The organism is Bradyrhizobium stylosanthis (assembly GCF_001641335.1).
GTDB lineage: Bacteria > Pseudomonadota > Alphaproteobacteria > Rhizobiales > Xanthobacteraceae > Bradyrhizobium > Bradyrhizobium stylosanthis.
This window is the reverse complement of sequence record NZ_LVEM01000002.1, coordinates 535028-549944: the sequence shown is the minus strand read 5'-3', so window position 1 is coordinate 549944 and position 14917 is coordinate 535028. Positions and strand designations below refer to the sequence as shown.

At 64.9% G+C, this 14917-nt stretch carries 11 protein-coding genes; 6 read left to right on the top strand and 5 right to left on the bottom strand.

Annotated elements, in window-relative coordinates; all coding sequences use genetic code 11:
* The first annotated feature begins 62 nt into the window (after positions 1-62).
* Positions 63-977 (top strand): phosphoribosylaminoimidazolesuccinocarboxamide synthase, encoded by a 915-nt coding sequence (locus A7X65_RS14590; RefSeq protein WP_063685854.1) that lies wholly within the window; start codon positions 63-65, stop codon positions 975-977.
* Positions 978-1457: 480 nt separating this feature from the next.
* Positions 1458-3674, top strand: a complete 2217-nt coding sequence (locus A7X65_RS14585; RefSeq protein ID WP_063685852.1) for an SLC26A/SulP transporter family protein — start codon at positions 1458-1460, stop codon at positions 3672-3674.
* 110 nt (positions 3675-3784) lie between these two features.
* Here the strand turns inward: A7X65_RS14585 and A7X65_RS14580 are convergent, their stop codons facing one another.
* Entirely contained in the window at positions 3785-4609 is an 825-nt protein-coding gene (locus tag A7X65_RS14580; protein WP_063685850.1) for an alpha/beta fold hydrolase, read from the bottom strand.
* 148 nt (positions 4610-4757) lie between these two features.
* Between A7X65_RS14580 and A7X65_RS14575 the strand changes: the two genes are divergently transcribed.
* The gene (locus A7X65_RS14575; protein ID WP_063685848.1) at positions 4758-5699 is read left to right on the top strand and encodes a GlxA family transcriptional regulator; all 942 of its coding nucleotides are present in this window, start codon (positions 4758-4760) and stop codon (positions 5697-5699) included.
* Positions 5700-5709: 10 nt separating this feature from the next.
* Here A7X65_RS14575 and A7X65_RS14570 read toward each other — a convergent pair whose 3' ends face one another.
* The 3 genes from A7X65_RS14570 to A7X65_RS14560 form a co-directional block, all read right to left on the bottom strand.
* Positions 5710-6429: a hypothetical protein gene (locus A7X65_RS14570; protein ID WP_063687697.1), complete on the bottom strand. Its 720-nt coding sequence runs from the start codon at positions 6427-6429 to the stop codon at positions 5710-5712.
* A 119-nt stretch (positions 6430-6548) separates the two neighbouring features.
* Positions 6549-8042 carry an NAD-dependent succinate-semialdehyde dehydrogenase gene (locus A7X65_RS14565; protein ID WP_063685847.1) on the bottom strand — a complete coding sequence of 498 codons (1494 nt, stop codon included), beginning with the start codon at positions 8040-8042 and terminating at the stop codon, positions 6549-6551.
* A gap of 166 nt (positions 8043-8208) precedes the next feature.
* Positions 8209-8529 (bottom strand): hypothetical protein, encoded by a 321-nt coding sequence (locus A7X65_RS14560; protein WP_063685845.1) that lies wholly within the window; start codon positions 8527-8529, stop codon positions 8209-8211.
* Positions 8530-8874: 345 nt separating this feature from the next.
* Between A7X65_RS14560 and A7X65_RS14555 the strand changes: the two genes are divergently transcribed.
* Positions 8875-10068 carry a serine hydrolase domain-containing protein gene (locus tag A7X65_RS14555; protein ID WP_063685843.1) on the top strand — a complete coding sequence of 398 codons (1194 nt, stop codon included), beginning with the start codon at positions 8875-8877 and terminating at the stop codon, positions 10066-10068.
* A gap of 186 nt (positions 10069-10254) precedes the next feature.
* The gene (locus A7X65_RS14550) at positions 10255-11949 is read left to right on the top strand and encodes an AMP-binding protein (RefSeq protein ID WP_063685841.1); all 1695 of its coding nucleotides are present in this window, start codon (positions 10255-10257) and stop codon (positions 11947-11949) included.
* A 240-nt stretch (positions 11950-12189) separates the two neighbouring features.
* Here the strand turns inward: A7X65_RS14550 and A7X65_RS14545 are convergent, their stop codons facing one another.
* Complete coding sequence (locus A7X65_RS14545; RefSeq protein ID WP_063685839.1) at positions 12190-13191, bottom strand: adenosine kinase; 1002 nt, start codon at positions 13189-13191, stop codon at positions 12190-12192.
* A gap of 186 nt (positions 13192-13377) precedes the next feature.
* Between A7X65_RS14545 and murJ the strand changes: the two genes are divergently transcribed.
* The gene (murJ, locus tag A7X65_RS14540; protein WP_063685837.1) at positions 13378-14910 is read left to right on the top strand and encodes a murein biosynthesis integral membrane protein MurJ; all 1533 of its coding nucleotides are present in this window, start codon (positions 13378-13380) and stop codon (positions 14908-14910) included.
* Positions 14911-14917 lie beyond the last annotated feature (7 nt).

Sequence of the window (14917 nt, the reverse complement as noted above, 5' to 3'; positions counted from 1 at the left end):
CTAATCCGGTCTCCGGCCGCACCATCTGGTGCGGCCGGATTCTCTGCCCGAAAGATCTGCCGATGACAGCCATGCTCTCCAGCGACCTGCCCCTGACCAAGATCGGCCGCGGCAAGGTGCGCGATATCTACGCCGTCGACGACGACCGCCTGCTGCTGCTCACCACCGACCGCATCAGCGCCTTCGACGTCGTGATGGGCGAGACCATTCCGATGAAGGGCGCGGTGCTGACGCAGATCAGCGCCTTCTGGTTCAACAGGCTGGAAGGCGTGGTGCCGCATCACATGATCAGCGCCGACACCGACGAGATCATCGCGGCCGTGCCGGCCTTGAAGCCGCACCGCGCCGAGATCCTCGGCCGCGCCATGCTGTCGCGCCGCACCACCGTGTTTCCGATCGAATGCGTGATCCGCGGCTATCTCTCGGGCTCGGCCTGGAAGGAATATGCCGCCTCGGGCACGCTCGCCGGCGAGAAGCTGAAGGCGGGTCTCGTCGAGAGCGAGAAGCTGGAGCCGTCGATCTTCAGCCCCGCGACCAAGGCCGAGACCGGCCATGACGAGAACATCACCATCGCGAAGATGCGCGAGGTCCTCGGCGACGACGTCGCCTACACGCTCGAGAGCATGACGCGCGCGATCTACACGCTCGGCGAGGAGCTGGCGCGCGAGCAGGGCATCATCATCGCGGACACCAAGTTCGAATTCGGCCGCGACAAGGACGGCCGCATCATCCTGATCGACGAGGTGATGACGCCGGATTCGTCGCGCTTCTGGGCGGTCGATGCCTACAAGCCCGGCCAGCCGCAGGCGAGCTTCGACAAGCAACCCTTACGCGACTATCTCGACGTCGAGCGCCGCGCCGGCCGCTGGAACGGCGACGCCCCGCCCCCGCCGCTGCCGGCAAGCGTGGTGGATGCGACCAGCAAGCGGTACCTGGAGGCGTATCGGCGGGTGACGGGGCAAGAGCTGAAGATCTAGAGCGGCTCTCGTTGTCGTCCCGGCGGAAGCCGGGACCCATACCGCGTGATCTATCGATTGCGGATTGGTAGACGTACCGAACGACTGATCTTCGCCAAACATCTGCCTGTGGCTATGGGTCCCGGCCTCCGCCGGGACGACAGTCGAATGTGGGGTATCAGCTTCAATCCACCCACGTCGTCCTGGACAAGCGTAGCGAAGCGGAGCGCCGATCCAGGACCCATTACCACAACTTATCATTTGACGAGGATTCGCAGTTTCGAGTCTTCGTCAATCTGCACCCTGGGGTAATGGGTCCTGGCTTTCGCCAGGACGACGCTGGATGCGCGATCTTCGGTTTTTCTACCCACCGTATGATCGACAGTTCACACGCCGGGGTCGCAAGAACTGCCGGATATTTCATAGGTCCAAGAATCCTGTTGCGCTAAGCCCGCGTTCGTCTACGTCTCGGACGAGATTTTCAGGGGCGAGCGCAATCGCGTGACCGATCCAGCAATCATTTTGAGTCCGGCTCCCCGAGCCAATCCATCTCTGAAGCATGCGCTGAATGACATATTGGGCGGTAGCGCCGCGAGCGTTCTGACCGTCACGTTCGGGCTCTCCTACGCGCTGCTGATCTTCGCCGGGCCGCTCTCGCCCTATCTGTCCTACGGGATCACGGCGACCTTCGTCAGCTCCGCGGTGCTTGCAGCCATCGTCGCGCTCGGCAGCTCGCTTCCTTTCGCGGTCGCCGCCCCCGACAGCTCGACCGCCGCAGTCACGGGCATTCTGGCGGCCTCGCTGGTCGAGCGGATCGAAGCGGCCAACCTCTCGACGCCGCTGCTCTCGCCGGTGCTGATCACGCTCGGCCTGTCGACGGTGCTGACCGGAATGGTGCTGTGCGGGCTGGGGCTGACGCGGATGGGCCGCGCCATCCGCTATGTGCCCTACCCCGTGGTCGGCGGCTTCCTCGGCGCCACCGGGCTCCTGATCGTGATGGGCGCGATCCGGGTCATCACCGATCATCCCGTGCAGTTCACGACGCTGCTGCGCTTCACCAACACCACCACATTGCTGGAGCTCGGCGCCGCCTGCGCCATGGCGCTGGTGCTGTATCTCACCTGGCATCGCTCGCGCAGCCCGTTCGGACTGCCGATCATCCTGGTCGCCGGCGTGCTCACGGCGCATCTGGCGTTCTGGGTCACGGGCGTCCCGCTCGGTGAGGCCCGCGCGCTGGGCTGGACCTTCCAGCCGCCGCCGCAGGCAGCCTTCATGGTGCCTTGGCACACCGACGCTCTCATTCATTATCCCTGGTTCGCGGTGCCTGACCTGCTCGGCAACCTCGTCGCCGTGATCTTCGTCACCGCGTCGAGCACGCTGTTCAACACCACCGGCATCGAGGTCGCCGTGCACCGCGAGGCCAATCTCGAGCGCGAGCTGAACGTCACCGGCGCCGCCAACATGCTGACCGGCGTGCTCGGCGGCTATGCCGGCTGCGTCTCGATCAGCCGCTCGATCCTCAATTTCAGCAGCGGCGGCCGCGGGCGCCTGTCCGGCCTCACGGTCGCGGCGATGTCGCTGCTGATGCTGGCGGTGGCGCCGGATCTGCTCGGCTTCATCCCGAAATTCGTGCTCGGCGGCCTGCTGCTCTATCTCGGCGCCGACCAGCTGCACAAGTGGATCATCGAGTCGCGCAAGCGGCTGTCGAAGCCCGAATATCTCTCGCTGATCGCCATCATCGCGATCATCGTGGTCTGGGGTTTCGTGCCGGGCATCCTGATCGGTGTGATCATCGGTTGCGCCACGTTTGCGTTCAGCGCCGCAAGGGTCGAGTCGATCAAATACAGCTTCGACGGCTCGGAATACCGCTCCTCGCTCGATCGCTCGCGTGACGACCAGGAGGTGCTGCTCGCCCATGGCGGCAAGATCCAGGGCCTCAATCTGCAGAGCTATCTGTTCTTCGGCTCGGCCAACCGGCTCTACCAGCACGTCAAGCGGCTGCTGCAGGAGCGCCCCGAATGCCGCTATCTGCTGTTCGACTTCAAGCTGGTCACCGGTGTCGATTCCTCTGCCGCCTACAGCTTTGCCCAGATCAAGCGCAGCGCGCGCGACCTCGGCGTCGAGCTGATCCTGGTGCACCTGTCGGCCGCCGCCGAGAAGGTGCTGCGCTCCAGCGATTTCATCGGCGAGGGCGTCACCATCATCCCCGAGCTCGATCACGCGCTGGAATGGTGCGAGAACGAGATCATCTCCCAGCATCAGGACCTGGCGCAGGAGGAGGCCTCCTTGCGCGACTGGTTCGCGCGCCTCCTCGAGAGCGAGAGCGACGCCGACGAGCTGATCCGGCGCTGCCAGCGCATCGAGGTTGCGACCGGCGAGATCATCGTGCGGGCCGGCGATCCCGCCGATTCCATGCATTTCATCCTCGACGGCCGCGTCGGCATCATGGTGCCCGCCGACGACGACCGCACCACGCGCGTGCGCAGCCTCGGCCGCTACACCACGATCGGCGAGATGGGCCTGGTGTCACACGCCCCGCGCAGCGCCACGATCCAGGCCGAGGTCGACAGCGTGCTCTACGTGCTCAACACGCATCAGTTCGATGCGATCAAGGAGGAAGATCCCGTGCTCAGCCACAAGCTGCTGACCTATTTCGTGTCGGTGATGGCAGAACGGCTGACGTTTGCGAACAGGACGATCGCGGTGCTGCGGCGGTGACAGGTCCGCAGCCCGGATGGCGCGCAGCGCAATCCGGGGTCGTGCCACAAGCAAAAAAGGCCCCGGACTGCGGCTACGCCCATCCGGGCTGTGACACCTACAAGGCACGCTCAACCGTCGAGAAACGTTCTGCAGTGTGCGACGAACAGTTGCGGGTACTGGAAGAGCGCGCCGTGCCCGGAGTCCGGATACAGGATGAGCTGCGCATCCTTCATGGCCTTGAACATGGCGTAGGCATTGATGCTCGGGAACATGGTATCGTCGCTGCCGTGGACGATGAGCGTGGGTTGATCGATCATCCGAAGCATGTCTGCGCTTTCATCTTTCCGGGCGCACCATTCGATGATCGCTTTTGCCTGAGGGCCGCTCACACTCTCGCCGCTTTCGGGATCGCGGTCCTTCGAACGCATGAGCGCCCGCGCGATGAATTCGCGCCCGGCGCGCTGGCTGGCCTCGGTCGGCGTAAAAAACAGCGGCAACCGAATATCCGCCGCGCCGCGCGAGAATGCGTTCTCTACAACCGAGAGAAGATGCTCCTCGCCACCGAGAGGTGCTGCTCCAACCACGACGATCTTCCGGATCCTGCCGCGATTTCGCGTGGCGAGAACCTGGGCAAGCATGCCGCCGAGCGAGAAGCCGAGAAGATCTATCTCCGGCAGGCCGAGGGCCTTGATGAAAGTTTCGGCGTCTGCCGACATCTGCTCGACACTGTCGGGGGTGACGCCGGTCGTCGTACCGACACCGGCATTGTTGAAAACGATGACCGGCCTCGTCTCGGACAAACCGTTCACGACAGCCGGGTCCCAGGAATCCATATTGCCGGTGAAATGCTGGAGAAGGACCACAGGCGTGCCCGTGGCCACGCCAAGGCGCCTGAACGCGAAGCGAATGCCTCCTGCTTCGATGAACTCAGTTCTCGTCGTTTCGAGTGACATGCCATGTCCCGTTTGATGATGTGCAGAAGCGCGGCGTATCAGCCGGAACCCGGCACCGACAGGACATAGTTGCCATCATTTCGGCCATGCGATTGACGTGGCGCGGGCGCACGACCACATAGGTTGGGCCGTGCGTCGAGGAGAGATCATGAGAGTTGGCTTGGTTCTGTGCCCAGGCTTCCAGGCCGTTTGTTTTGGTGCGATCGCTGCCTTCGACGTCGCCAACAAGCATGCCGGAGAGAGCGTCTACGACGTCCACGTGCTGTCCGAAGAAGGCGGGGTCGTGACATCGTCGGCGGGCGTTCGGGTCCTGACCGAGCCGTTCGGCCGGGTTCCGTTCGACACGCTCATTGTCGCGGCCGGCCTTGAAATTCCGACCTCATCGCCGGGCCTGATTCGGCTGCTGCGGGCATCTGCCCAGGACGCGCGGCGTGTCGCATCGATTTGTCTCGGCTCGTTCGTTCTCGGCGACGCCGGGCTGTTGAACGGGCGGCGCGCGACCACGCACTGGCGATACGCCCGCGAGTTGCAGGCGAGATTTCCAAGCTGCCAGGTCGACATGGACAAGATCTTCATTGAAGACGGCCATGTCTGGACGTCCGCGGGGATGAGTGCCGGCACCGATCTGGTGGTTGGGATGATCGAACGCGATCTGGGCCCCGAGCGCGCCCGTGCCGTCGCCAAGGGGATGGTCATGTACCATCGTCGCTCCGGTGGGCAGTCGCAGCATTCAGCCCTGCTGGATCTGGGTACGAGCGAAGACAGGGTGCAGAAGGCACTCAATTACGCCAGACAAAATTTGCGTGAGAGCCTGACGATTGACGATCTGGCGCGCGCCGCTTGTCTCAGTCCGCGGCAGTTTACGCGCCTCTTCCGGTCCGAGACGGGAACGACGCCGGCCAAGGCGATCGAAGCGTTACGCATCGAATCCGCGAAATTGATGCTCGAACAGAGTCGGTTGCCCATCGATGTCGTTGCGCGCGAGACCGGCTTCGCTAACCGCGAGCGGATGCGGCAGGCCTTCGTGCGCGTGCATGGCGAGGCACCGCGTGCCATCCGCAAGGAGGCGGGCCCCCTCGCCATGCTGTAGCGTCCGCGCGTCAGCTCAGGCGGATGTTGGATAGATCGATCGAGACCACCAGCGGCTCGGTGCTGAAGCTGCCGTCGGGTTGCCGCGCGAAAATGCGCCGCTTGGTCGGAAATCGGATGCCCGAGACTTCGACGTAGTCGCTGATCAGATGGGCGCCAGGCGTGTTGCCCGCGATCTCGACGTCATAGTCGTGGCGCTTCAACAACCCATCCGCGTCGAAGTAGAGCGTCTGCACGGCGCTGTGGGTCGCGATGTCCTTCGGAAACCGAACCGCAAGACGGCGCCAGAGGCCATCGCTCATGCGCAGCGGCTCCATTTCCTCCGTCTCGACACCAGGCCAGGCCAGCACGAACGGCGTGTTGAGATAAGTCCACATGGCACAGCCGGCGAAATATGCCAGCTGGAGCTCCGTCCATGGCGTTTGCAGGGTGTGACTTGCAAAACTGCTGCGGGGATCGCCCAGTTCATCCAGCAGCGTACCGTCGACGGATTCGAGTGCGACCCGGCCTGGTTCGAATCTCGAACGCCGGCGTTCCGGACCAAAGGGCGCGTGCGACGCCCATTCCTTGCGCAAACCAACGGTTACAGTCGTCTGCTGGAGGGTTTCCGGCTGCCCCTTCAGGGACCACAGCGCCCCACCCTGCCTGAGATCGGCCGAGACCTGCTTGAACTGCTTCCAGCGCTGTAGGCCTCCGTGCGCCTCGATCGCCAGCTCACTCAACTTCGTCATGACATGCTCCTGCTTACGGACCATTTCATTCGGCCCGCGTCGCAGGGAACGCTACGCGCTCATGACGCAGCGGCGAACGCCGTAGATGCCATGTTTCCGGCCACGGCGGAGCGGCGGTCCTAAACCCCCGCCATCATCACGTATTTGATCTCAACATATTCTTCCATTCCGTGACGGGAGCCTTCGCGGCCGAGGCCGCTTTCCTTGACGCCGCCGAAGGGCGCGACTTCCGTGGTGATCAGGCCGGTGTTGACGCCGACCATGCCCGACTCCAGTGCCTCGGCGACGCGCCAGACGCGGCCGAGATCGCGGGAATAGAAGTATGACGCGAGGCCGAACGGCGAAGCGTTGCACATTGCGATGACGTCGGCCTCGTCCTTGAAGCGGATCACCGGCGCGAGCGGGCCGAAGGTCTCTTCCTGCGATACCAGCGAGTCCGCCTTGACGTCGGCGAGCACGGTCGGCTCGAAGAAGGAACGGCCGAGCTCGCTGCGCTTGCCGCCGGTGACGATCTTGGCGCCGCGCTTGACGGCATCCGCGATGTGGCGCTCGACCTTGTCGACCGCCTTCAAATTGATGAGCGGACCCTGGGTGACGCCGGCTTCCGTGCCGTCGCCGATCTTCATCGCCGCGACCTTCTTCGACAGCTTCTGCACGAACTCGTCGTAGATCTTGTCCTGGGCGTAGATGCGGTTGGCGCAAACGCAGGTCTGGCCCATGTTGCGATATTTCGAGACGATCGCGCCTTCGACGGCGGCATCGATGTCGGCATCGTCGAACACAACGAAGGGCGCGTTGCCGCCGAGCTCGAGGCCGAGCCGCTTCACGCCGACCGAGGCCTGCTGGTAGAGGATCTTGCCGACGGCGGTCGAGCCGGTGAAGCCGACGAAGCGCACCGCGGGATGCTCGCACAGCACCTTGCCGATCGGCGGCGCATCACCCGTGATGATGTTGAGCACGCCCTTGGGAATGCCGGCCTTCTCGGCGAGCGCAGCCAGCGCCAGCGCCGACAGCGGCGTCTCGTTGGCGGGCTTGAGCACCACGGTGCAGCCGGCGGCCAGCGCCGGCGAAACCTTGCGGGTGATCATCGAGTTCGGGAAGTTCCATGGCGTGATCGCGCCGCAGACGCCGATCGGCTGCTTGATCGCGAGCAGGCGCGCATCGGCGCGCTGGGTGGGAATGGTCTCACCATAGACGCGGCGGGCCTCCTCGGCGAAGAACTCGATATAGGCGGCGCCGATATCGACCTCGCCCAGCGCCTCGGAGAGCGGCTTGCCCTGCTCGGAGGTGAGGATCAGCGCGAGGTCCTCGCGGTTGGCGGTGATCAGCTCGAACCATTTGCGCAGGATGTTGGAGCGCTGCTTGGCGGTGTGCTTGGCCCAGGCCGGGAACGCGCGCTCGGCGGCTTCGACCGCCTTGGTCGTCTCGGCCGCGCCAAGCTGCGGCACTTTGGCAAGCTCGATGCCGGTCGCGGGATTGTTGACGGCAAAAACCGGCGTGCCGACCCAGGCGCCGTCGATGTAGCAGGCTTCCTTCAGCAGCGAGGGGTCCTTCAGCCGGTCGCGCAGGGTGGCGGTGGCTTGCGGGGCGCGGGCGGCGGCAGTCGGGGTCATGGCGTTCTCCCAGGGGCGATCGGATCGGCCCGGAATATAGGGACAGACGGTGCGCAATGCACCGTCCCGCAACGCACATCTGATGGGAGCTAAACTGACAGCGGCGAACTTATTGTTTGAGCATGATCTTTCCGGAAAACCGCTGCACACTTTTCCGGATCATGCTCTAGGCCGCGCCGCTCATATAGGTCTCGCGCCGGCCGATCATGCGCTCGGCGGCGGCCTTGGCGTCGGCCTTCGAGGAGGTCGCGCAGGTCCGGTATTCGAGATCGGGAACGTCGGAGGTGTCGCGGCGGCCGAACCAGCTCTTCGAGCCGACCGGGAGCAGTGCCAGCGACTGCGCCAGATTGTCCACGGCGCCGAAGGAATAGAGAGCGCCGGTGCCGGCGACGCGGACCTCGTAGATGCCGGGCGAGATTGGCGCCTCGAGATTGTCGCCCCGTCCGGGACGGGGATAGCGCTTCCATTCGCTCCAGGTCGAAATCATTTGAGGTCCCCTCGCGGCCGATGGCCGCCAAATTTGCATCAAGTCTTAAGGTCGGCCGCGAAGCGGGCCGAGAGTTTGAACGTCGCAACGCACAAAATGTTTCAAGTGCTTCAAAACACCGAAAACATATCGCCACAGCCCATCCACGGTCACTGCGAAGTGCCGCCATCCACCGCAGATTGTGACAGAGTGTTGCAGTTCAGCCGTCCTTGTCGTCCTGCGCACGGCGCAGATCGTCAAGTCACGACATCGCGACCGGCGCACAGGTAGAGAGGCTTGCCGCCTGCGACCTGCGGGAGGACAATCCGGATGCTTCCAACAATAATCAAACCGGAGGAAACGCGCATGCGAAGCCAGGCTCAGATCGACGAGATTCTGCGCAAGACAACCGAGGCCAAGGACATTCCCGGCGTGGTCGCGATTGCCGCCAGCGGTAACGAAGTCCTCTATCAAGGCGCGTTCGGCAAGCGCGACCTGTCGAAGCCGGACGCGATGACGGCGGATAGCGTGTTCTGGATCGCCTCGATGACGAAGGCGGTGACGTCGGCGGGCGCGATGCAGCTGGTCGAGCAGGGCAAGCTGTCGCTGGATGCGCCGGTCGGCGAGCTGCTGCCCGATCTCGCCAAGCCGCAAGTGCTCGAAGGTTTCGACGCCAAGGGCGAGCCGAAGCTGCGGCCGGCCAGGGGCGCGATCACGCTGCGCCAGCTCATGACCCACACCGCCGGCTTCTGCTACGACATGTGGAACGGCGAATTCGCGCGCTACATGGAGAAGACCGGCACGCCCGGCATCATCACCTGCCAGAACGCTGCGCTGAAGACACCTGTCATGACCGACCCCGGTACGCGCTGGGAATACGGCACCAACATCGACTTCGTCGGCAAGGCGGTGGAAGCCGCCAGCGGCAAGAAGCTTGACGCCTACCTCCGCGACAACCTGTTTGCGCCGCTCGGAATGTCCGACACCGGCTTCAAGATCACCGACGACATGCGCAAGCGCCTGGTCGGGATGCATGCCCGCGGCGAGGACGGCCAGCTCGCCGCGATCCCGTTCGAGCTCGAGCAGAATCCGGAATTCCACATGGGTGGCGGCGGCCTCTATTCAACTGCGGCCGACTACATCAAGTTCACCCAGATGATCCTGAACAAGGGCCGCGGCAACGGCAACCAGGTGCTGAAACCCGAGACGATCGCCATGATGGGGCAGAACCAGATGGGCGATCTCAGCATGACCAAGATGACGACGGCGGCGCCGCCCTACACTAACGACGTCGATCTTTATCCGGAGCAGGTGAAGAAGTGGGGCCTCAGCTTCATGATCAACACCGCCAAGACTGCGGAAGGCCGCAGCGCCGGCAGCCTCGCCTGGGCGGGCCTTGCCAACACCTACTACTGGATCGATCCGGCGCGCGACGTCACCGGCGTGATCCTCATGCAGCTGCTGCCGTTTGCCGACGCGAAATGCCTCCAGGCGTTCGCAGGCTTCGAGCGCGGGGTCTACGCCGGGCTCGATGCGGGAAGCGGGCAGAAGGCGGCGTAAGGGAGCCGACCTCTCTCCACACGTCATGGCCGGGCTTGTCCCGGCCATCCACGTGCGGCAGCTTATGCGGAGAGACGTGGATGCCCGGGTCATAGGCGAGCGAAGCGACGCCGTCCTTCAGACGGCTATGCCCGGGCATGACGGCGGAGAAAGTGTGCCGACGTTCTCTGACGAGGAGATTTTGATTTGGTGGATAAAAGCGACAGCTACGTTTGCGGCGTCTCGGACACGCCACTGCTCGGCGACACCATCGGCCACAGTCTCGACAATGCGGTGCGGCGCTGGGGCAAGCGCGAAGCGCTGGTCTCGCCAAGCCATGGCGTACGATGGACATGGGCGGAATTCGCCGAGCGGGTCGAGGCGCTCGCCGCCGGCTTTCTCGCGCTGGGTCTCGTGCGCGGCGAGCGGATCGGCATCTGGTCGCTGAACCGGCCGGAATGGACGTTGACCCAATTCGCCGCCGCCAAGGCCGGCCTGATCCTGGTGACGATTAATCCCGCCTATCGGCTCAGCGAGCTGGAATTCGCGCTGAAGAAGGTCGGCTGCGCCGCGATCGTCACCGCCACGTCGTTCAAGACCAGCCAGTACATGGAGATGCTCAACACGCTGCTGCCGGAGCTGGCGGGTTCGACGCCGGGGAAGCTGCAGGCAGCGCGGCTGCCGGAGCTGCGGATGGTGATCCAGATCGGCGGCCCCGCGGCACCCGGGACGATCCCATTCGAGGACGTCGCACACATGGGCGCCTCCCAGCACCGCGAGCAGCTCGCCGCGCTCGGCGCTACGCTTCAGTTCGACGATCCCGTCAATATCCAGTTCACCAGCGGCACCACGGGCTCACCGAAGGGCGTGACGCTGACGCACCACAACATCCTCAATAACGGCTATTTCACGGGACGGGCGATGCGCCTGACGGAAGCGGATCGCATCTGCATTCCCGTGCCGCTCTACCACTGCTTCGGCATGGTGATGGGCAACCTCGCATCCGTGACGCTCGGCACGACCATGGTCTATCCCGGCGAAGGTTTCGACCCGCTCGCGACCCTGCGCGCGATCGAGCAGGAGAAATGCACGGCGCTGTACGGCGTGCCGACCATGTTCATCGCGGAGCTCGATCATCCGGAATTCAGGAATTTCAACCTGACATCGCTGCGCACCGGCATCATGGCGGGCGCGCCCTGTCCGATCGAGGTGATGAAGCGCGTCAACACCGAGATGAACATGGGTGAGGTCACCATCGCCTATGGCATGACCGAGACCAGCCCGGTCAGCTTCCAGAGCGCGACGGACGACCCACTGGAGCGACGCGTCTCCACCGTCGGGCGGATTCATCCGCATGTCGAGGTGAAGGTCGTCGACCTCGAGGGCAGAATCGTCAAGCGTGGCGAACGCGGCGAGCTCTGCACCCGCGGCTACAGCGTCATGCTCGGCTATTGGGAAGAGAAGGAAAAGACCGGCGACGTGCTGGATGCCAACGGCTGGATGCACACCGGCGATCTCGCCACCATCGACGACGCCGGGTATTGCAACATCGTCGGCCGCATCAAGGACCTTGTGATCCGCGGCGGCGAGAACCTCTATCCGCGCGAGATCGAGGAATTTCTATATCGTCACCCGAAGATCCAGGACGTGCAGATCTTTGGCGTCGCAGACACCCGTTACGGCGAGGAGCTCTGCGCCTGGATCCGCGTCAAGCCGGGCGAGACGCTGACCGCCGAGGAGGTGCGCGCCTTCTGCGACGGCCAAATCGCCCACAACAAGATCCCGCGCTACGTCGAGTTCGTCGACGAATTCCCGATGACCGTGACCGGCAAGATCCAGAAATTCGTGATGCGCGATGCGGTGGAGCAGCGGCTGGGATTGAAGGCGGCGAAGACGGCGTGAGGGGGCCGACCTCTCTCTAAACGTCATGGCCGGGCTTGTCCCGGCCATCCACGAAAATGCCGCGCGCGTGGAAGAACGTGGATGCCCGGGACAAGCCCGGGCATGACGGCTGAAGGTGGGCGGGCACCTGCATCCACATCGTCATTGCGAGCGGAGCGAAGCAATCCAGCCTGTCGTCGCGGAGAGACTCTGGATTGCTTCGTCGCTGCGCTCCTCGCAATGACGGGGAGAGAGTTTTCCTTAAACCGTCAGCCCGCGCTGCTGGGCCAGCTCCTTCAGCGAGACCTGCGGACGCGCGCCGATGTGCTGGATCACTTCGGCGGCCGCGAGCGCGCCGAGCTCGCCGCACTGCTTGTGCGCGAGATTGCGCGCAAGACCGTAGAGGAAGCCTGCGGCGAACAGATCGCCGGCGCCGGTGGTGTCCACCAGTTTCGCGATCGGCGAGGCCGGCGCCGCGACGGCGTCGGTCGGGGTCACCACCACGCAGCCCTTCTCGCTGCGGGTGACGACGCCGAGCTTGACGTCGTTGCGCAGCTGCTTCAGCGCGGTGTCGAAGTCCGAGGTCATGTAGAGCGAATGCAGCTCGGACTCGTTGGCGAACACGATGTCCACGGTGCCGTTCCGCATCAGACCCAGAAACTCGTCGCGGTAGCGGTCGACGCAGAAGGAATCCGACAGCGTCAGCGCCACCTTGCGCTTGGCCTCATGGGCGATCGTGGCCGCCTTGACGAAGGCGTCCTTGGCGTTCTTGGGATCCCAGAGATAGCCCTCGAGATAGACGATGCCGGCGGAGGCGATCTCGGCCGGGTCGATGTCGGCGGGCGACAGATCCTGCGCGGCGCCGAGATAGGTGTTCATGGTGCGCTCACCGTCGCCGGTGACCAGGATATAGGAACAGCCGGTGGCGGGACCGTCCTTGGCGGCGGGCGTGTTGAAGGCGACGCCGGCTGCGCGGATGTCGTGGACATAGAGCTTGCCGATCTGATCGTCCTTGACCTTGCCGACATAGGCCGCGCGGGCCCCCAGGCTGCCGATGCCGACGATGGTGTTGGCGGCGGATCCCCCCGAGACTTCCGTGGCCGGGCCCATGTCCTTGTAGATGGCGGCGGCCCGGGCCTCGTCGATCAGGGACATGCTGCCCTTGGTCATGCCGTGCTTGGCCAGAAAGGCCTCGTCGGTCCTGACCAGCACGTCGAACAGCGCGTTGCCGATGCCGAGAACGTCATATTTCACGTCAGCCATTCACCTTGATCCTGTTTGGCGGATTGCGATTGCCGGAGAAATCCGCTTCCTGTCGGCCTGAAATCTGGCTCGCGGCCTATCACGACCGGCCCTGCCCGGGCAAGCAACGAGCGTTGTCTTTTGACGCGTTTTCTTCACGCGAACCGGAGGCCACTTCGCTCGAAAACGCTATGGTATATCCACCCGATGATCCGCTCCTTCCTGACAGTTTCGACGGGAACGCTGGCCTCGCGGCTCCTCGGCTTTGCGCGCGATTCCATGATCGCCGCCCTGCTCGGCACCGGCGCGGTGGCGGACGCGTTCCTGGCGGCGTTCCAGCTCGTCAACGTGGTCCGGCGGCTGCTCAGCGAGGGGGCCCTCAATGCGGCGCTGATCCCGGCCTGGCTGCGCGTCCGGGACCGCGACGGCGAAGCGGCCGCATCCGCCTTCGCGGGCCGGGTACTCGGCACCGTCAGCGTGGCCCTGATCGTGATCTCGGCCGTCATCGCACTGGCGATGCCGCTGATCATCACGGTGATCGCGCCCGGGTTTCTCGGCAGCAGCACGCTCGATCTCGCGGTCGCGAATGCGCGGCTGATGCTGCCCTATCTCGCCTTCGCCGGCCCCGTCACGGTGCTGATGGGACTGCTCAACGCGCAGGGGCGCTTTGCGCTGACGGCATTCTCGCCGCTGCTCTTCAACATCGCGCTGATCGCCGCAATTGCGATGCTGCTGGTCTGGCACGCCGATGCCGGTTTTGCCGCGTGGATGCTGGCGGCCACCGTCGGCGTGGCCGGCCTGCTGCAACTGCTGATGCTGCTGTCGCAGCGGAGCGCTAACCTGGCGACGCCGTTACGTGCAAGCTTCGACAAGGAGATGCGCGGCTTCTTCGCCAAGGCGATTCCAGGCATGATCGCAAGCTCGGGCCCGCAATGGCTGATGGTCGCGGGCGCGATCATCGCATCTGCGACGCCATCGGCCGTCTCGTGGCTCTATTTCGCCAACCGCCTGATCGAGCTGCCGCTCGGCATCGTCGGCGTCGCCATGGGCACGGTGCTGGTGCCGGAGCTGACGCGGGCCGTCACCAGCGGCGACCGTGACGCGGTGGCGCATGCGGAATCGCGCGCGCTGGAGCTTGCGACCGGGCTCGCGCTGCCGGCGACGCTCGGCCTGATCGTGCTGGCCGAGCCGATCGTGCGGCTGCTGTTCGAGCACGGCGCGTTCGGCGCGGACGACAGCGCGGCGACCGCCCGTGCGCTGATGTGGCTGGCGCTGGGGCTGCCGGCACATGTGCTGATCAAGGCACTGTCGCCGGCCTTCTTCGCCCGCGGCGACACCATGGCGCCGCTGCTCGCCACGGCCAAAGGCTTTTTGGTCGCGGTCGCCCTCGCCGTGCTGCTCGGTCATTTCTACGGCGCGAGCGGCATCGCCGCGAGCATCGCAGCCGGGGCCTGGAGCAGCGCGCTCTCCCTGCTCCGGAAGGGCACCGGCGAGTTCGGCTTCTCGGTCGACGTCGCCGCGCGAAAGCGGCTGCCGCGGATCGTGCTCGCCGCCGCGGCCATGGGCGCCCTGCTCTGGCTGACCATCGGTCTCGTGCCGTCAGAGGCGCATGGCCTGATCCGCTTCGTCGTGCTGGGCCTGCAGATCGGGGCGGGGATCGCCGTCTACGCCGTGCTCCTCCAGATCCTCGGCGCGGCCTCGTGGCGCGAGGCGGCTTCTGCCCTGAAGCGGCCCGCCTGAACCGGCC